We start from the raw sequence: 18,384 nt of genomic DNA, 5'->3' as shown, positions 1-18,384 counted from the left end.
CCTGCATGCGGACAGGCATCTTCCTCAGTTATGCCGGCGGCTTCAAAGAAGCCGCCGACCAAGTCGTCGAACTGGAGAAGGTGGGCGTCGACATCGCCCTGGTCGCAGAGGCGTACTCCTACGACGCGATCAGCCAGCTCGGCTATTTGGCCGCCAAGACCTCGACGATGGAACTCGGCACCGGAGTGGTCCCGATCTACACCCGGACACCGGCCCTGATGGCCATGAGCGCCGCCGGCGTCGACTACGTGTCCGACGGCCGCTTCCGCCTCGGTATCGGCACTTCCGGCCCGCAGGTGATGGAGGGCTTCCACGGCGTGCCGTTCGACGCGCCGCTCGGCCGCACTCGCGAGGTGGTCGAGATCTGCCGCAAGGTGTGGCGGCGCGAGAACCTCGATTACGACGGCAAGTACTACCAGCTGCCGCTGCCGGCCGACCGCGGCACGGGCCTCGGCAAATCGCTGCACCTGATCAATCATCCTGTCCGCGAGCGCATTCCGATCACCATCGCGGCGCTCGGCCCCAAGAACGTCGAGCTGACCGCCGAGATCGCCGAGGGCTGGCAACCGGTGTTCTACCTCCCGGAGAAGGCCGACGACGTGTGGGGCGATGCGCTGCGGGCCGGGGCGGCCAAGCGTGATCCCGCGCTCGGACCGCTGGACGTCATGGTCAGTGCCAGCCTGGCCATCGGCGATGACGTCGAGGAGCGGCTTGCCTGGGCGAAACCCCAACTGGCGCTGTACATCGGCGGCATGGGCGCACGCGGCAAGAACTTCTACCACAGCCTGGCCACCCGCTACGGCTACGGCGACGTCGCCGACCACATCCAGGACCTCTTCCTGGCAGGCAAGAAGGCCGAGGCCATCGCGGCCGTGCCCGATGACCTGGTCCGCAACATATCGCTGATCGGGCCGAAGGGATTCGTCAAGGAGCGGCTCGCCGCGTACGCCGAGGCTGGGGTGACCACGATGCTGGTGCACCCGATGGCCACGGACACCGCGGAGACAGTGAAGTTCTGCGAAGAACTGGTGTCGCTCACCCGATAGATCGTCTCGCCGGGCCAGTAGTTTTGGGTCTGTCAGGCTGGAGTCGTAGCAACTGGACGCTTGCCGAGTGCGGCGTTCAGCAGCAGCGATTCGAACAACCGGTTCACGCCGTCCATCTCGGCTGGTTCGGTGACAGCCGCGGCATGCGCGAAACCGTCGACAATAGCTCCGATCACCCGCGCCACCTGTACCGGGTCGTATTCCGCGGCAATGAGCCCACCCTGCTGGCCCGCTGTGACCGAACGGGCGAGAGCATCCGTCATCCGCGCACCCTGCCGCGCGTAACCCGCGCTCAACTCTTGGTGCCGGCGGGCGTCGATCGGCGCGGTTGCAACGAAACCGGCCAGCTCGGGATACTCGCGGTTGATCCGGATCGATTCGGACAGGGCCGCACGCAGCAGTTCGTGCATCGAGTGCGGGCCTGCCATGGCCGGTGCGGCACTGGCCAGGATCTTGCCGTAGACATCGTCGCAAACGGCTTCGAACAACCTGTTTTTCGTGCCGAAGTGGTAGTAGACCGAGCCCGCGGTCACGCCGGCCATCTCGGCGATCAGGCTGTTGGTCGCGGGCCCGTAGCCGAATTGGGCAAAGCATCGACAGGCCGCATCAATGACCCGTTGACGGGTATCGCCGCTGTCGATGCCCGGGGGCCGTCCCGGCCCGGTTTTGACGGTCTTGGTCGCGCTCATCGGACCATCTTTACGCAGCGTTGAGAGATCCGGGTGACCACGTCAGTTGTCAACGGCGCACCCGGCGAACCCCTACGACTCCCGCTCGATCCACTCCCGGGCACGCGCGATGGTGCCCACCCGATCGAACGTGTCGTCCTCCCACGTGGTCGACCGCACGTCGCCTCGGTCTCGGTAGCGTCGCATGATGTCGACGTGATGCGGAAGAATGATGAACTGCTGCAACGCTTCTTGACTCGTCCACACCGAAATCGACCCACTGAGGCCCGAAGCGGGCAGGCTCCAAAGCCACAGCCCGACCGCGCCCGGCATGGCGTACCAGCCTTCCCGCATCCGCATCCCGCTGTAGGCGACGCCCGGCAGATGCCGGAGCGAATGCGCGGCATATTCGGTCACGCTGACGACGACCGGCCCGTCGCCGGCGGAGGCGGGCCCAGACATCCACGAGGTGACCAACGGTCGGACGCGGGCTGAGGAGAGGTTGTTGATCGAAGACATACCATCACGATCGCCCCTAGTATTGGTATATGTCAGGGTCCAATTCTGTAGATACTACGCAGACCAATTCTGTCGATCCCGGCTTTCCCCCGGACCTCCTGCTGGACCTGGACCGGACATCCCGCGACGGGCTCGCGATGCAGTTGCAACAACAACTTCGCGTGGAGATACAGCAGGGCCGGCTCGCAGCAGGCTCACTTCTGCCGCCGTCCCGGGTGCTGGCGACACAGCTCGGCGTGGCCCGCAGCGTTGTCGTCACCGCCTACGAACATCTGGTGGCTGACGGCTACCTGACCGGACGCCAGGGTTCCGGCACCAGGGTCAAACCGGTTGTTCCACAAGCATCTCCGCCTATACGTCGGCTTCACAATCCATCCGTTCCGCTGGGCGGCGGCCTGCCGGACGCCGCACTGTTTCCGCGCACGGAGTGGCTGCGCCACTACCGCAACGCTCTCACCGAGGTGCCCAACTCCAATCTCGGCTACCCCGGCCCGCTCGGAACTCGCCCCCTGCGCGAGGCCCTCGCCGATTACCTGGCCCGGGTGCGCGGTGTCGCAACCACACCCGATCGCATGATCGTCACGTCGGGCCTCACCCAGGGCATCGTGCTGCTGGCCCGGGCGCTGCGGGCGCGCGGATGCCCCGCTCTCGCGGTCGAGGACCCCTGTTTCGGATTTCATCGCGACGCCATCGCACGCGCTGGGCTCCGCGTGGTGCCGGTGCCGGTCGACGACAACGGGGTCGACGTCGCCAGACTGGCCGAACTCGACGTCGGCGCTGTGTTGGTGACCCCCGCCCACGCCTATCCGACCGGGGTCGTCCTCGCCGCGGACCGACGGACAGCGCTCGTCAACTGGGCCCACGACCGCAACACACTCATCATCGAAGATGACTACGACGCCGAATTCCGTTACGACAGAAGCCCCGTCGGTGCCCTGCAGGGACTCGCCCCGGATCACGTGGCCTACGCAGGCTGCGTGAGCAAGACGCTGACTCCCGCCCTGCGACTCGGGTGGATCGCGCTGCCCTCCTGGCTGGTCGAGTCCGTCGCCGCCGAAAAACTGTACGACGACATGGGCAACTCGGCACTCGAGCAACTCGCCCTGGCCCGCTTCATCGCTACCGGCGCGCTTACCCGCCACCTGCGGCAGGTGCGCCCGGTGTACCGCAGGCGGCGCGACGCGATGCTCGCGGCGATCAGCACGTCGCTGCCTCACGCGCAGCCGACCGGTATCGACGCCGGCCTGCACGTCTGCCTTCGGCTGCCGCGCAACTCACACGAGGACACCGTCGTCGCGACCGCCCGAGAGCAGGGACTGCACCTGGATGGCTCCCGCTGGAACTGGGCCGACCCGGATTCCGCGCCACCTGCCCTGGTCATCGGTTACGGCGCGCTCGGCGAAACGGCGATCCGCGACAGCATCTCTCGGCTCGCCTCGATCCTCGCCTGATCGACTGGGCGTCACACCCTGCGGGCTGCGATGTTGTCCTCGATCTCCTGATTCCACGCCTGCTGCGCGCCCGTGGTGTCGACCTCGTACTCGAACCGGTCGACCATGTCGGCGGCCACATTGGCGGCATCGACGTAGAACTGCTCGTACCACCGGCTCAGCTGGTACACCGGTCCGTCTTCCTCGCACAGCAGCGGGTTGTCGATGCGCGCCTTGGTCTTCCAGATCGCCACATCTTGTTCGAAGCCGATCTTGACCCAGTCGCCCAGCGCCATGGCGCTCTGCAAGGCCAGCTCGTCGGACACCCCTTCGGGTTTCTTGACGATGACGCCGTATTGCAGGACAAACGAATTCGCGTCGATCGGATAGTGACAGTTGATCAGCACGCTGTGATGATCGGCCTCTGTGTAGTGGTACGTCAGATCATCGATCATGAACGCCGGTCCGTAGTACGACGCCACCGATGTGGTGCCGAGCATCGTCGGTCCGCCGACATCTTGGCGGTCGGCACGGGTGTCGGAGTTCATGTACTGGGTCGGTCTAACACCGAGATGGCTCACTCACGCGAGGAATCCCACTGGCAGGGATCGATCCCTACCACGTGACTGCGTCGCTGATTACCCGCCCACCTGCGGCAGCTCGTCGGCGGCGATCTCACACGGTGTCCCGCCGCCCGGTGCCTCCACTGGATCGGCCGGCAGAACGGGGGCGGCGGCCGGCGCGGCGGCGGGCTCCGGTTCGACGGCGGTGTCAGCGGTGTCGTCGGCGGCAGCCTCTGCGAGCAACGGTGCGTCGACCGAATCCTCGTCAGCCGTCGGGTCATCGACGGCCGCGTCGGTCACCTCACCATCCTCGGCCGCCGCATCGTCGTCAGGGTCGTCCGGGTCGTCCGCATCGTCGTCAGGGTCGTCCGGGTCCTCGGGGTCGGAGTCCTCCGGTTCGTCCGGGTCCTCCAGCTCATCGAACGCATCGGAGGCGTCCGGTGGGTCGAGTTGCCCTGGCAGCGCCGTGTCGGCCCTCGTTCCCGCAGAGCCGTCACCAGCTGATCCGATCAACCCGCCGAAAAGATCCGCAAGCTGCTGACCGAGGCCAGACACCCCCGACCCCATCCCCGACAACCCGGCCCCGGGCAATCCACCGCTCAGCGGTGAACCAAATCCGGCCGCCGGATCCGCTGCGACGGGATTGGTGGCCGCCGGCACAGAGGGCACAGCCGGGCCGGCCGGATCGACCGGTGACGCGAGAGTTGGTGCAGCAGAAGCTATCTGAGGTATAGGCGACATGAGGGACGAGCCCGCTGGTGCCGGGCCGGAAACGCCCGGCGCTGGGCCTGCGCCGACCGACGGTGTGAATCCGGCGGGAACCGTCGCGGCGCTGCTCGTCGGCGGGTCCGTGCGAACCGCCGCGCCGATGCGCGGAATCCACGTCGGCCCCAGGTCGCCAGGGATCTCGAACACCGGAGCCGGGCCGTCGGCGAGGGCGGCCAGCGCCGCGGCGTACGCATCGGCCACCGCGGCGCTCGCCGCGCGCATCGCCGGTACCCAGTCGGCGCCGATGTCGTTGTCGACGAACGGTTTCACCTGCGCGTCGATCAGTTCACTGGCTGCGGCGCGATCTCCGAGCCCCGTCCGCACGGTACGGGCCGCCGCCAGCCAGTCCGGGCGCTGCGTTGCACACCGCGCCTCGATCCGCTCAGTGGCGGCCACCTTGCTGTCGATGGCCCGCCACAGTTGGTCACGCAGCGGCGCCAGCGTGTCGGCCGCCCGGCGCACGGCCGCGACCGCCTGCCGGGCCGCGCCACCGTGGCGGTCCAGAAGTTCGCCTGCGGCCTGTGCGCCGTGCCCGTGCCACGCCTGCTCGAGTGCGCTCAGCTGATCGTTCTGCAGCCGTAGCGCCTGCTCGGCCGAGTCCGCCGTCGCTGCCAGCGCCGCACAGTCGGCGTCCAGCGCCCGCAGATCAAGGCCGTCCTCCGCGGCGTACCAGTCCTGCACCTGACCGATGTGCGCAGTGAGGTCCGGATGCTGGTAGCCCAGTTGGGCGCACGCCCACACGAACTCGGCGAAAGTCTCGACCGCAGGCTGGCCCTGATCCAAACGTCTTGCTACATCACCGGTTTGGTCCATGCCTCAGCCCACCCGAGCTGCCGCGCCGGCATCGGCGACCAGGTACCGGTCGGTGGTGCTCGTCAGGACCGCGGCCACTTCGCCGGCGGCCCGGGCCCATTGGCGTAGGGGCATGATGATCTCGTCGAGCGCGGTCCGCAGCGAGTCGCCACACGCCGTGTGCGCCCGGCCGGCCGTCGCGCCGTCAAACCGCAACCGCACCTGGGCACCGGACTCGATGATGCCGGCGGCGGCGCCGTACTGTCGTGCCACCTGCAGCAGAGCCTCGGCGTCGACACGGGCGGCAGTTACATCTCCCATGCCCGGTTTAGACGCAGCCGGGCACCGCTCGGTTCCGTCAGGCCGACTGGCCGCTGACCGACTCGGCCACCCGTACCGCGACCAGTCGGGCCGTGTTCTCGTCGGCGGCCTCGACCATCACCCGGACCACCTGCTCGGTACCCGAGGGCCGCAACAGGATTCGGCCGGTGTCGCCGAGCTCGGCCTCGGCTTGGGCCACCGCGGACTGCACGGACGGCGCCTTGGCCACCGCGGCCTTGTCGTCGACCCGAACGTTGATCAGAACCTGCGGCAGGGTGCGCATCGGCTCGGCAAGGTCAGCCAAGGTGGCGCGGGTCTGGGCCATCCGCGACATCAGCCGCAGGCCGGTGACGATGCCGTCGCCGGTAGTACCCAGGCCCGGCAACACGATGTGGCCGGACTGCTCACCACCGAGCGAGAACTCGCCGGCCCGCAGCTCCTCCAGCACGTAGCGATCCCCGACACCGGTGGTGCGGACCTCGATACCGGCCGCCCGCATGGCCAGGTGCAGGCCAAGGTTGCTCATCACCGTGGCCACCAGCGTGTCGGAGGCCAACTCCCCGGCCTGCTGCATGGCCAGCGCCAGCACGACCATGATGGCGTCGCCGTCGACGACCCGTCCCGCTGCGTCCACCGCCAGGCACCGGTCGGCATCGCCGTCGTGGGCCAGCCCCAGATCGGCGCCGTGCTCGACGACGGCGGCCTGCAGCACATCCATATGGGTGGATCCACAGCCGTCGTTGATGTTGAGGCCATTGGGCTCGGCGTTGATCGCGATCACGTTGGCGCCGGCGGCCCGGTAAGCGCGCGGGGCGGCCGACGACGCCGCACCGTGCGCGCAGTCGACAACCACGGTGAGGCCTTCCAGCCGGGTGGTGACGGCCTTGGAGGCGTGGCGCAGGTAGCGGTCCAGGGCATCCTCTGCGTCGAGCACCCGACCGATACCTGCTCCCGTCGGACGCAGACCCGGGCCGGAGCTGACCAAATCCTCGATGCGGTCCTCGGCGGCGTCGTCGAGCTTGTGCCCGCCCGGGCCGAAGATCTTGATGCCGTTGTCGGGCATCGGATTGTGCGACGCGGAGATCATCACCCCGAAATCGGCGTCATACGCACTGGTCAGATAGGCCACCGCAGGTGTCGGCAACACGCCGACCCGCAGGGCGTCGACACCCTCGCTGGTGATACCGGCGATCACGGCGGCTTCCAGCATTTCGCCGCTCGCCCGCGGATCACGACCCACCACGGCGACCCGACGGCCACGTCCCGCAGAGTTGCCGAGACGCCGTGCCGCCGCCGAACCGAGTGCAACCGCCAGTTCAGCGGTCAGATCGCGATTGGCGACTCCGCGCACCCCATCGGTGCCGAACAGTCGACCCATGCCGTCAAACTTCTCATAATTGGCTGCCCGAAACACAACCGACGAGGTCAACAACCATCCCGGGGCTGAATTGATGCGTCATCGTGATACTCGGGCTGGTGATCACCGCCCCGCCCGCGGGCCGATTCGCGGGCGGGGATCGGCGATCAATCCCTAGCTACCGTCGGTGTCAGGCGACGAGTGGGTTCCTCCCGGCACCGTCGTGGGTGCCGTCGTCGGCGCCAGGCTCTGCGGGCCGGCCCCCTGAGGCGCGTTACCAGGCCGCTCGGCGGTGCCGTTCTGGCTGAACGAGATGGTCCCGAGGTTGTTGGTGCAGACGACATGGTCGGTGCCGTTCGCGTCAACGCCCTGGACGGCGGTGGTCAGTGAGGCGGTGTCGGTGTTCTCGCACACGCCTGCGGCGATCTGGGCGGCAGCGGCGTCGTCCACATTCTGCAGAACCGAGACGTTGCCGAGGGTGAGATTCACCTTGCCGTCACCGGCGGTGTCCGGTGCCGCCTGGGCAATGCCCAAGCCGACGGTAAACAGCAGCGACCCACCGAGCATCGCGCCCGCGGTCGCGGTCTTCACGAGGTTCCCCACAATTACTCCTTCCGATGGGAAAGCGGCACCCGGTCCCCCGACGTCGACACGACGTCTACCGGTGGCAGGAACTTCCTGCGGGCCTGGCCCTGCTGACACAAAGCGACCCCCAGCTCTCCACCCCGTGGGCTTCCACTCGATGAACGACCTCAAACCACAATCCGCGAGAAAATTTGACGGCGCCTCATCTGCCGAGGTCAACGCCCCGAAATTCGTCGGCCGACAAAAACAAACCCGCCGGGCGTGTACGTGACACACCCGGCGGGTTCGTTCGGCCGTAAGGCGACAGATCAGCGCTTGCTGTACTGAGGCGCCTTGCGGGCCTTCTTGAGGCCGTACTTCTTGCGCTCGATGGCACGCGGGTCACGCGTCAGGAACCCGGCCTTCTTCAGTGCGGGCCGGTCCTCCGGCTGCACCAGAATCAGCGCACGGGCGATCGCCAGGCGCAGCGCGCCGGCCTGACCCGAGGGGCCGCCACCATCGAGGTGGGCGTAGATGTCGAAGTGCTCGAGGCGGTCGACAGTCACCAGCGGGGCCTTGATCAGCTGCTGGTGCACCTTGTTGGGGAAGTAGTTCTCCAGGCTGCGGCCGTCCAGATCGAACTTGCCGGTGCCGGGAACCAGGCGCACCCGCACCACGGCCTCCTTGCGGCGGCCGACGGTCTGGATCGGGCGGTCGATGATGACCGGCTCGCGGTGCTCCTGCTCCACCTCGACGCTCTCGGTCACGGTTTCGACGACGTCGGTGTTCTCACTGCCGTTCTCAATCGTTTCGGTCACTGGGCCACCTGCTTGATCTCGTACGGAATCGGCTGCTGCGCGGCATGCGGATGATCCGGGCCGGCGTAGACCTTGAGCTTCTTCTGGATCTGCCGACCAAGCTTGGTGTGGGGCAGCATGCCGAGGATCGCGTTCTCGACGACGCGGGTCGGGTGCTTCTCCAGCAGCTGACCGATGGTGCGCTTGCGCAGACCGCCCGGGTAACCCGAGTGGCTGTAAGCGAACTTCTTGGTGAGCTTGTCGCCGCTGACGGCGATCTTCTCGGCGTTGATGACGATGACGAAATCGCCACCATCGACATTCGGCGTGAATGTCGGCTTGTGCTTGCCGCGGAGCAACTTGGCTGCTTCGACGGCGAGCCGGCCGAGCACCACGTCCTGGGCGTCGATGACGTACCACTGGTGTGTGGTGTCACCCGCCTTCGGCGTGTACGTAGGCACAGCGCTTACCTCTTCTTCTCGGGTTTGGTCCCAGGATGACCCGGGTGCCGGTCTGGTGAGCGCTACGACGTCCCGGCGACCGACGTTGACCCGGAACCGCATGCCCAAAAGGGCAGCACACACCAACGGGGCAGCTTACCTGTGGGCGTCCATGCAGGTCAAAACGCGACTTCTGGGCCGAGCGTTGGCTTGTGTACGAGTTCTTCGAGAAATCTCGCACACAAGCCAACACTCGGCGTAATGGGAACCGCTAACCCATCCGTTGACGTCCTATTCGCATGCCATTCCTGGGCACTGAGGCGCTGACTACCGGCAGGCTCAACCGCTACCAACTGAGCACACGCTATGAGGCGGTGTTCCGCAATGTCTACGTACCGAGGGGCGCCGAGCTGACGCCCGTGGACAAAGCCGTCGCGGCGTGGCTGTGGTCAGGACGGCAAGCCACGGTGGTGGGGCTGTCCGCAGCAGCTCTGTACGGCACGTTGTGGATCGACGCCAAGCACCCGGCCGAGATCAACCAGCCGAGCCGCTCTCAGCCGACCGGCATTCTCATCCACAGCGACAGGCTTGCCGGTGACGAGACCTGCCTGGTTCGGGGCATCCGCACGACCACGCCCGCGCGAACCGCGTTCGATCTGGGCCGCCGACGCGGACTCACTAGGGCCGTCATCCGTGTCGATGCACTCATCCAGGCAACTCGCCTCAAGATCCCCGATGTGACGGCACTCGTCGATCGCCACCGCGGTGTTCGGGGGCTCGTGCAACTTCGACAGGTACTCGATCTCGCCGACGACGGCGCCGAGTCACCGCAGGAGACGCGCCTGCGACTGCTGTTCACCGACGCGGGCATGCGTCCGTCGCACACCCAGATCGAGGTGTTCGACCATGGCCGGCAGGTGGGTCGGATCGATATGGGATGGCCCGAGTGGAAGGTGGGCGTCCAATATGACGGCATTCAGCACTGGACCGATCCGAGGCAACGTACGCGGGATATCGACCAGACCGTCGAATACGAGGACCTCGGCTGGCGCATCGTCCGCGTGGGCGCCGACCTGCTCAGGTATCGCCAGGGCACGATCATCGGCCGCACTCGCGCGGCCTTGCGATCCGCGGGCGGTCCCTTCTGACGAGCGTGGGCTTGTGTGCGAGTTCTTCGAGAAATATCGCACACAAGCCAACGCTCGACCACTAGGAAACCCGGTCCTCCTGATCGGGCACGACGCTGCCGTCGGCCCGGTGCAGCGGCGCTTCCTTGCCGCTCGGCTCGATGTAGCCCTCGGTCGTGCATTCGTAGGGCTCGCCCTGCTTCTTCTTCGGCTCGATGAACATCGGATTCACCAGCCAGCGCCCGTCCGAGTTGTCGTAGGCCGAGCACATCAACTCGGTCTTGTTGCGGTTGAGCACCAGGCGCAGAGCGGTGGCATCGGTGAGGAACGTGACGTCGGTGTCGGAGTCCCCGGCGCCGAAGGCCGCGCGTTTGGGCTCCGCCTGCTGCTCGAACGCGGCGGGCCCCTTGACGCCGAAGACTTCGTCGTTCACCCGGCACCGCTTGCCCTCGATGTATGGAATGGCCGTCTCGCCCCCGCACGGCACCAGTTTGGAGGTGAGCACGTCACCGTCACGTTCGGTCCGCACGCCCATCACCTTGTCGGGGGTGAATCCGAGGTCGGCCGCCCACACCCGAACCACCGGCTCCGCCGAAGCGGAGATGACACGAACGTCGAAACCGTTGGCGCGCAAGGTTTCCACCAGATCCCGCATCTGCGGGTAGTAGCGCACCCAGCCGGTCTCCTCACCGCTGCCGACCTTCTGCTCGGTGCCCTCGGGTGCGTCGAGGTTCTCCTTGCGGGCGGCCTCGGCAAAACCGGTCAGCTCGGATTCGTGCCAGCCGGCCAGCATCTGTGCGGCCCAGGCGTACGACGGCTCGAACCGGCGGGCGTTGAACCCGGCGAATGCCGGCTCATCCGCGCGCGTCTCCCCGTCGGTGTAGACCGACAGCAGTTCGTCGGCGCAGCCGAGGTCGGTGTTGGTCGGCATCGGCTGGCCGGGAGTGGCAGCGGCGCACGCCTTGGACAGTGCCGCCGCGGCCTGCGGGGTGAGGTACGGGCTCGTGGACGACCAGTCACCGCCTGCGGGCGCCCGCAGCTTGCCGTTGCGCACCATCCAGAAGAACGTCGCATCACCGATGTCGTTCTTGACCACGGTGTTGTCCCAGTCGAACAGCGCCAGCGGTGCGCCGTCGCCCACCGATCCGTTGGCCCCGCAGGTTCCCAGCTCGGCGAGCATCGCGTCGATCCGGTCCCGGTTGTCGCCGTACCAACCGGGGTTCTCCGCCAGCGTGCGACAGTCGGCGGCGGGCTTCTCGGAGCTGCCCGACGACTGCGTCGACTCGGCGCTCGAGCCGCACCCGGCGATGGTCAGCACCGCGGTCACCGCGGCGACGAGTAGGGACAACGGTGCACGTGAGGTCATCAAGGTTCCTGTCTGGTGGGTTCAGGTCAGTTCGGCGAGGCCCGGGGTGCCGAGCGCCGAGGTCCGTGACGTGTCCTTCAGGTCGACGCCGGAGCGGCCCAGCGCCAGCGCACCGTCGACCAGTCCGGCCGCCACCCGGGCGGCTTCGGCATAGCCGAGGCCGTCGGGCGGGTGGATGTTGGAGATGCAGTTGCGGTCGGCGTCGGTGCGCCCGGGCATCGGCAGGTGGGTGAGGTAGATGCCGAGGCTGTCCGCGACGCTCAGGCCGGGCCGCTCCCCGATCACGACGAGCACCGTCCGCATGTGCGCCCGTGCTCCTATGTGATCACCGAGCGCGACGCGGGCCTGCGTCGCGATCACCGGCGGGGCCAAGGTGTAGCGGTCCTTCAGTTGTTCCACCAACGCCGCGAGCAGGGTCGCGCCGTGACGGTCCAGTGCGGTCGGCGACAACCCGTCGGCGAGTACGAAACCGATGTCGGCCGGGGTGTCGGGCACGGCCATGTCCTCGGCGGGCTCGCGGCCCAGATCGGGCCGGCGCAGATACTCGTCGCGTGAGGTAGCCCGGCTGGTCACCACGGTCGGTTCACCGATACCCACGTTGCGGACAGCCGTCACCAGTTGATCGGTGTCCAACGGCACGTGCACGGCATCGCGGGCTGCGGCATGCGCCGCCGCCAGCTCGAGCACCCGGCGGGTCGGCAGCGCGTTGCCGGCCCGGCCCAGCCCGATCCTGGCCTGGGTCGTCTTGCGCAACTCGTCCCAGAACTCTTGAACTGCAACCTCATTGGGGCTCATGACGGCTCCGCGGAAGTCAGCGACCGCAGCACCGAACGCTCGAGGTCGAACGGGGTCAGCTTGCCCGAGTCGTCCACCATGCCGACGCTGCGCAGCCACACCTCGAACTCGGCGGCGGGCCGCAGGCCCAGCGTGCGCCGCGTGGTCAGCACGTCGTGGAACGACAGGCTCTGGTAGCCGAGCATCACGTCGTCGGCGCCCGGCACGGTGATGACGAATGCCACTCCCGCCGCGGCCAACAACGTCAGCAAAGTGTCCATGTCGTTCTGGTCGGCCTCGGCGTGATTGGTGTAGCAGACATCGACGCCCATCGGCAGACCGAGCAACTTGCCGCAGAAGTGATCTTCGAGACCGGCCCGGATGATCTGCTTGCCGTCGTAGAGGTACTCGGGCCCGATGAACCCGACGACGGTGTTGACCAGCAGGGGCTCAAGATCGCGGGCCACCGCGTAGGCCCTGGTCTCCAGGGTCTGCTGATCCACGGGTTTGCCGCCGACACCCAGGTGCGTGCCGGAACTGAGCACCGAGCCCTGCCCGGTCTCCAGGTACATGACGTTGTTGCCGACGGTGCCGCGGCCCAGGCTGCGCGCCGCCTCGTTGCCCTCCCGCAGCAATTGCAGGTTCACCCCGAACGCGGAGTTGGCGCCCTCGGTGCCCGCCACGGACTGGAACATCAGGTCCACCGGCGCCCCGGCCTCCACCAGCCCGATCGTGGTGGTGACGTGGGACAACACGCAGGACTGGGCGGGGATGTCGTAGCGCGTGCGGATCGAATCGAGCAGATAGAGCAGGTCCGCGGTGGCCTGCGGCGAATCGGTGGCCGGATTGATCCCGATCACCGCGTCACCGCAGCCCAGCAGCAGCCCGTCGAGCACCGCCGCGGCGATGCCTCGCGGATCGTCGGTCGGGTGGTTGGGCTGCAGCCGGGTGGCCAAGGTGCCGCGGGCGCCCACGGTGGTTCGGAACGCCGCGGTCACCTCGGCGGCCGCCGACACCGCGATCAGATCTTGGTTGCGCATGATCTTGCTGACCGCCGCAACCATTTCCGGGGTCAGCCCCGGGGCGACGGCGGCCAGCCGCTCAGCACTGTGGTCATGGGCCGCGGTGTCCATCAGCCAGTCCCGCAGCCCGCCGACGGTCAAGTGCGAGATCTCCGAAAAGGCTTGGCGGTCATGGCTGTCCATGATCAGCCGGGTGACCTCGTCGGTGTCGTAGGGCACCAGTTCCTCGTTGAGGAAGGTGTCCAACGGCAGGTCCGCGAGCACCCAGGCGGCCGCGGCGCGTTCACCATCGTGCTCGGCCGCGCAGCCGGCGAGTTGATCGCCGGAGCGCAGCGGGGTGGCCTTGGCCATCACCTCGACCAGACCGTCGAAGCTGTAGGTCACCCCCGAAACCTGCTGGTGGTACTTCATTTCAGGGCATCCTCCGCTGCCGCGAGCACCGCGAACTCTTCATCGGGCGAGTTGGCGACCAGACGGTGACGGCTGTAGACCGCGAAGTAGAGCATGAACACGGCGAACACAGCCAGACACAGACCGGCGGCCACGGGGTTGACCAGGAAGGTCGCGATGACCGCGAAAACCGCTATCACGAGCGCGATTCCGGTGGTGATCGCGCCTCCAGGGGTCCGGTACGGCCGCGGCATCTCGGGCTCGCGGATGCGCAGCACGATGTGGCTCGTCATCATCAGCACGTAGCTCACCGCGGCACCGAAGACCGCCATGTTCAAGAGCAGATCGCCCTTGCCGGTGAGCGACAGCAGGAAGCCGATGATGCCGGGGATGATCAGCGCCAGCGTCGGCGCCTTGCGGGCGTTGGTCACCGACAGTGCCTTGGGCAGATATCCGGCCCTCGACAGGGCGAACAATTGGCGCGAGTACGCGTAGATGATCGAGAAGAAGCTCGCGATCAGGCCGGCCAGCCCGATGTAGTTGACCAGCTTGGCCGCGGTGCCCTGCCCGAGCGCCTCGACCAGCGGATTACCCGACGCCGACATCTCCTCGGCGCCCCCGGCGCCGGTGGTCAGGATCAGAACGGTCGCGCAGGTGACCAGCAGGACGCCCATCCCGGCGATGATGCCGCGGGGGACGTTGCGTTCCGGGTTGGCGGTTTCCTCAGCGGCCAACGGCACGCCCTCGATCGCGAGGAAGAACCAGATGGCGAACGGGATCGCGGCCCAGATCCCCAGGTAGCCGTGCGGCAGCAGAGCCGACGCACCGGCCGCGCCTCCGTCGACCGCGATGTTGGTCAGGTTGGACAGGTCGAAATGCCCGACGGCGGCGATCGCGAACACCAGCAGGCCCAGCAGTGCGATGGCGGTGATCACGAACATGACCTTGAGCGCCTCACCGACGCCGGACAGGTGGATGCCGATGAACAGTGCATAGGCGGCGAGATAGACCCACCAGCCGTTGGTGATCCCGAACAATCCCAGCGATTCCACGTAGGCCCCGATGAATGTGGCGATGGCCGCGGGAGCGATCGAGTATTCGATGAGAATCGCTGTGCCGGTGGCGAACCCACCCCACGGGCCGAGCGCGCGGCGGGCGAAGGTATACCCGCCACCGGCCGCCGGCAGCGCCGAGGACAGCTCGGCCATGCCCAGCACCAGGGCCAGGTACATGCCGGCGATGATCACCGCCGCGATCGCCAGGCCGCCGAAGCCACCTTGGGCCAGGCCGAAATTCCACCCGGAGTAGTCGCCGGACACCACATAGCTGACACCCAAACCGGCCAGGAGTAACCACCCGGCACTTCCGGATTTGAGCTGACGCTTCTGCAGATAGTCAGCGCTCTCCAGGTGCTCTTCCACACCCGCCATGTCAAACTCCTTTATCGGCAATGCATTTACATTCGGCAGTGGCACATCTGGCCGGCCACGGGTTGACCCGACATGCGGTGGCTATTTCAGCTAGCACACCTAAAGGTCTGTTTCCCAACCTTTGCAGAGAAGTATCTCCGGAGATGGCCGCCCTGTCTACCCCAAACGCGGTATTGGAGTACGCGGACTCCGTGATTCGACTCGTTTCAGCGGCAGTCCGACGACGATGCGCGCGGCGTTATGGCCCAACGCCCGTGCCGTTTCGCCCCCGGTGGCGCTTCCCGACGTCAGATCCGCCAAGGGTCCGGTGAGCCGGGCGTGGTGCACGCAGACATCCCCGGACACCCCCAGCCCAACACCGACCTGCAGCGTTGAACGCTGCGCGGCCTCGATCGCCAGATCGGTTGCACAGAGCGCGCTTTCGGTATCACCGCTGGGTGCGGCGTGCACCGCGTACGGTACGCCTTCCTCTTCGATGCCCGCGACCACCTCGCGCTCGAGCGGCCCACCGGCACTGAGCACCACGATCACCGGCGGTTCGGGTTGTCCACCGTCACGCCCCAACGGAAGCTCCCGCCGGCGGGGCGGCCGCATGAGACGCCACCAGACCGGTGGCCACCGCGTTACGGGGCCCGTCGGTGCCGCGTACGTTCCCTGTGCCGCAGACGATTCCGTACGGAGCCAGGGCGTCGGCGATCAGCTCGGGAATCTCGAAATCCAGGGCGCAGCCGCCGAGCAGCACCACGAAACCGATCTGACGCAGATCACCGCCGGGTGCGATCGCCCTCAGCGCCCGCAGGGCGTTGACGACGAAGACCCGCTCTTTCGCGGCCCGACGTACGATCCGGATCCGGTCCATCGAATGCCGGGTGGGGATGGGGTTCATGGCGCACTCCCCGAGCGTGACGACTCTGGCGAACGCCGTTGTCGGCAACGGCTTCTCGAAGAACTGCACGGTTCCGTTCTCGAGCCGTACGTGAAAGAAACTCTCGGCCTTGCCCAGCGGAAACCGTTTGATCTCCTCGGCCAGCTCCACATTGCCCAGCCCCAGCTCCGCGTCGATCAGCCTGGTGACCAGATCACCGGCACCGGCCAGGTGCACCGCCTCGATGGATCCGTCGGCCTCGATCGTGGCCGCATCGGTGGATCCGCCGCCGAGATCGAGTACCACCAGAGGCTTGTCGGTACCCGGCGTGGTGAGGGCCCCGAGCACAGCCATCTCGGCCTCGACTCCTCCGACGACCACGTCGACGTGGTCCGCCCCTGCAGCGCGCAGCCTGCTCCGCACCGCGTCGGCGACCGCCCGCATGCCGCTCTCCCTGGTGCGCACCATCGCCGCCAGGGCGACCGCGTTCTCCAGCGCCACCTCCCCGGCGACGCCGCCCCGAACCTCCTGGGGCACAAAGGTGTCGACGGCGAGCAGATCCTGGATCCGGACATCGGCCAGCGCGTGCCCGGACAGGTCGGCCATGCTCTGTCGTACGTTGGCGATCATCCCGCCGGTATTGGTGCCGGCCTCACCGGAGACGTCGGCCAACGGGCTGACCCTCTCGACGGCGGCCATGATCTCGACGGCACCGCGGGACACGTCGACCGCGACCCGTTTCCGGTCACCCGTCAGCGCAAGGGAACCGACAGGAATGGTGCGGTCGGCGACGTCCCCTGCCGGGGTACGCACGACGACCGCGGACCGGTTGCCGGTCAGCGCCCGGGCCACAGGCGAAACCACCTTGGTCGCGGCGGCGTCGAGATCGAAGATCGTCGCCAGACCGTAGGCATTGGACAGGGTACGGATCGACTGGCCGGGGCCGGCGACCTCGACGGCCGCGAGCATGCCCACCGGGACCGCGTCGATTCGCGACACCTCGTCGATGATCGGGATGACGGCGGCCAGCCGATTCACCACCAGCACGGCATCGTCGTTGCCCAGGATGGCGCCCGTCACCTTCAGCCCGCGCTCACAGGCGGCATTGATGGCATGCGCGGCCAACTCGAAATCCACGCCCTTCGGGACCACCACGATGACGTCTGCACCGGACGGGGTCCGGGGCAGCTCCTCGAATGCCACGGTCACCCCGACGCCGAGACCACGGCCTCCCGGGGTGCGCGGATCATGGCCGATCATGGTCGACTCGGTGATGATGGTTTCGGTGATCGTTTCCATCGCCAGGCCACTGATGACCGGCGTGGCCTCGTTGAGAAGCACGACATCCAACTGCGCGAGCCGCAGTCCGGCGGCATCGAACGCCCGGGCCACCGCCTCGGCGACGCCGTCGGCGTTGTCCGTGGTGCCCTTGATTCCGGTGGTCGAGGTCAGCGCCGCACCGAGGAACCGCACCGTTCCGTCCGGTTCGATCGTCGCGGCGCTGGCCTCGGTCGTCGAATTACCGATGTCGACACCGACAACGGTCTGTGCCATCAGGTTCCCAGTGCCCCGGGAACAGTGGCGATCTGTCCGAAGTCCGGTACCACCTCGATGGGACGGGCGTTCTTGCGGATCTGCTCGGTCTCCTTCAGATGCAGCAGCGCGGCCTTGGCCTGCCAGCGCGGCCGGGCCATCTGATCATTGAGCGTCGGAACCGGCTCGGGCGACTCGCCTTTCGCGTATTGCGCGGCATTGGAACCGATGCTGCGGTAGGTCTCCAACGTCATCAGCGGGCTCTGCGGGAACAGCTCCAGGCTGGACAGTCGGGGCAGATCGCGCTGGTGGATCATCGCGGTGCCTCGCGACAGGATCCCGATGCCGATCCCCGATCCGGAAAGTTTGGCGCCGGTGTGCGCCACCACCGCCAGGTCACTGCTGTGCCGAATCCGGATGCAGCGCGCCGCAACCTCCTGCTCCTCGATCCCGGCCAGGATCTCGCGGATCACGTCGGCATGCGACAGTCCGACGATGGTCTGGCTGAAGAAGTCGGCGAATGCCGGCGAGATCGCCAGCACCACCTCATCGGACCGCGTGCCCGGTTCTGCGGCCGAGTCGCCGGTGAAAGTCAATGTGCGCTGGGCCATG

The 18,384-nt window shown here is 67.4% G+C and carries 18 protein-coding genes and 1 pseudogene; 3 read left to right on the top strand and 16 right to left on the bottom strand.

Annotated elements, in window-relative coordinates:
- The first annotated feature begins 5 nt into the window (after positions 1–5).
- Complete coding sequence (locus QQ25_RS08345) at positions 6–1,046, top strand: LLM class F420-dependent oxidoreductase (protein ID WP_039317082.1); 1,041 nt, start codon at positions 6–8, stop codon at positions 1,044–1,046.
- 32 nt (positions 1,047–1,078) lie between these two features.
- On the opposite strand, the gene QQ25_RS08340 is transcribed toward QQ25_RS08345, so the two are convergent.
- Positions 1,079–1,735, bottom strand: a complete 657-nt coding sequence (locus QQ25_RS08340) for a TetR/AcrR family transcriptional regulator (protein ID WP_039378194.1) — start codon at positions 1,733–1,735, stop codon at positions 1,079–1,081.
- A gap of 72 nt (positions 1,736–1,807) precedes the next feature.
- Entirely contained in the window at positions 1,808–2,233 is a 426-nt protein-coding gene (locus QQ25_RS08335; protein WP_052235708.1) for a hypothetical protein, read from the bottom strand.
- A 29-nt stretch (positions 2,234–2,262) separates the two neighbouring features.
- Here QQ25_RS08335 and pdxR point away from each other — a divergent pair, with 29 nt between their 5' ends.
- On the top strand, positions 2,263–3,684 hold the full coding sequence (gene pdxR / locus QQ25_RS08330) for a MocR-like pyridoxine biosynthesis transcription factor PdxR (RefSeq protein WP_039378192.1): 1,422 nt from the start codon (positions 2,263–2,265) through the stop codon (positions 3,682–3,684).
- Between the two features lie 11 nt (positions 3,685–3,695).
- Here pdxR and QQ25_RS08325 read toward each other — a convergent pair.
- The 7 genes and pseudogenes from QQ25_RS08325 to rplM form a co-directional block, all read right to left on the bottom strand.
- A pseudogene (locus QQ25_RS08325) lies at positions 3,696–4,220 on the bottom strand (3-ketosteroid-9-alpha-hydroxylase); the annotation flags it as partial.
- A gap of 81 nt (positions 4,221–4,301) precedes the next feature.
- Positions 4,302–5,807, bottom strand: coding sequence for a hypothetical protein (locus tag QQ25_RS30955; protein WP_039378191.1), 1,506 nt, complete (start codon positions 5,805–5,807; stop codon positions 4,302–4,304).
- 3 nt (positions 5,808–5,810) lie between these two features.
- On the bottom strand, positions 5,811–6,107 hold the full coding sequence (locus QQ25_RS08315; RefSeq protein ID WP_039378190.1) for a type VII secretion target: 297 nt from the start codon (positions 6,105–6,107) through the stop codon (positions 5,811–5,813).
- Positions 6,108–6,144: 37 nt separating this feature from the next.
- Positions 6,145–7,485, bottom strand: coding sequence for a phosphoglucosamine mutase (gene glmM / locus QQ25_RS08310; RefSeq protein ID WP_039378189.1), 1,341 nt, complete (start codon positions 7,483–7,485; stop codon positions 6,145–6,147).
- Between the two features lie 153 nt (positions 7,486–7,638).
- On the bottom strand, positions 7,639–8,067 hold the full coding sequence (locus QQ25_RS08305; protein WP_064876072.1) for a hypothetical protein: 429 nt from the start codon (positions 8,065–8,067) through the stop codon (positions 7,639–7,641).
- A gap of 290 nt (positions 8,068–8,357) precedes the next feature.
- Positions 8,358–8,834: a 30S ribosomal protein S9 gene (gene rpsI, locus QQ25_RS08300; RefSeq protein ID WP_407661794.1), complete on the bottom strand. Its 477-nt coding sequence runs from the start codon at positions 8,832–8,834 to the stop codon at positions 8,358–8,360.
- Positions 8,835–8,842: 8 nt separating this feature from the next.
- The gene (rplM, locus tag QQ25_RS08295; RefSeq protein WP_029106976.1) at positions 8,843–9,286 is read right to left on the bottom strand and encodes a 50S ribosomal protein L13; all 444 of its coding nucleotides are present in this window, start codon (positions 9,284–9,286) and stop codon (positions 8,843–8,845) included.
- A 278-nt stretch (positions 9,287–9,564) separates the two neighbouring features.
- On the opposite strand from rplM, the gene QQ25_RS08290 reads away from it, so the two are divergent.
- Positions 9,565–10,413 (top strand): type IV toxin-antitoxin system AbiEi family antitoxin, encoded by an 849-nt coding sequence (locus tag QQ25_RS08290; RefSeq protein ID WP_039378187.1) that lies wholly within the window; start codon positions 9,565–9,567, stop codon positions 10,411–10,413.
- Between the two features lie 61 nt (positions 10,414–10,474).
- Here QQ25_RS08290 and QQ25_RS08285 read toward each other — a convergent pair whose 3' ends face one another.
- The 7 genes from QQ25_RS08285 to QQ25_RS08255 form a co-directional block, all read right to left on the bottom strand.
- A complete protein-coding gene (locus QQ25_RS08285) occupies positions 10,475–11,758 on the bottom strand; it encodes an HAD family hydrolase (RefSeq protein ID WP_039378186.1) in 1,284 nt (427 codons plus the stop codon).
- A 21-nt stretch (positions 11,759–11,779) separates the two neighbouring features.
- Positions 11,780–12,553 (bottom strand): ethanolamine ammonia-lyase subunit EutC, encoded by a 774-nt coding sequence (eutC, locus tag QQ25_RS08280; protein WP_039317069.1) that lies wholly within the window; start codon positions 12,551–12,553, stop codon positions 11,780–11,782.
- Positions 12,550–13,965 (bottom strand): ethanolamine ammonia-lyase subunit EutB, encoded by a 1,416-nt coding sequence (locus tag QQ25_RS08275; RefSeq protein WP_039317068.1) that lies wholly within the window; start codon positions 13,963–13,965, stop codon positions 12,550–12,552. The genes eutC and QQ25_RS08275 overlap by 4 nt, the downstream gene beginning before the upstream one ends.
- Positions 13,962–15,374: an ethanolamine permease gene (gene eat / locus QQ25_RS08270; RefSeq protein ID WP_039317066.1), complete on the bottom strand. Its 1,413-nt coding sequence runs from the start codon at positions 15,372–15,374 to the stop codon at positions 13,962–13,964. The genes QQ25_RS08275 and eat overlap by 4 nt, the downstream gene beginning before the upstream one ends.
- Positions 15,375–15,530: 156 nt before the next feature.
- The gene (locus QQ25_RS08265; protein ID WP_234706050.1) at positions 15,531–15,938 is read right to left on the bottom strand and encodes a glycerol dehydratase reactivase beta/small subunit family protein; all 408 of its coding nucleotides are present in this window, start codon (positions 15,936–15,938) and stop codon (positions 15,531–15,533) included.
- Positions 15,928–17,793 (bottom strand): diol dehydratase reactivase subunit alpha, encoded by a 1,866-nt coding sequence (locus tag QQ25_RS08260; RefSeq protein WP_039378185.1) that lies wholly within the window; start codon positions 17,791–17,793, stop codon positions 15,928–15,930. Before QQ25_RS08260 ends, QQ25_RS08265 begins: the two co-directional genes overlap by 11 nt.
- Positions 17,793–18,383: a propanediol/glycerol family dehydratase medium subunit gene (locus tag QQ25_RS08255; RefSeq protein ID WP_039317063.1), complete on the bottom strand. Its 591-nt coding sequence runs from the start codon at positions 18,381–18,383 to the stop codon at positions 17,793–17,795. Before QQ25_RS08255 ends, QQ25_RS08260 begins: the two co-directional genes overlap by 1 nt.
- Position 18,384: the final 1 nt, after the last annotated feature.

The sequence above is a fragment of the Mycolicibacterium setense genome (assembly GCF_000805385.1).
Classification (GTDB): Bacteria; Actinomycetota; Actinomycetes; order Mycobacteriales; family Mycobacteriaceae; genus Mycobacterium; species Mycobacterium setense.
Note: the sequence above shows the minus strand (reverse complement) of the source record. Positions and strands in the feature narration are given on the sequence as shown.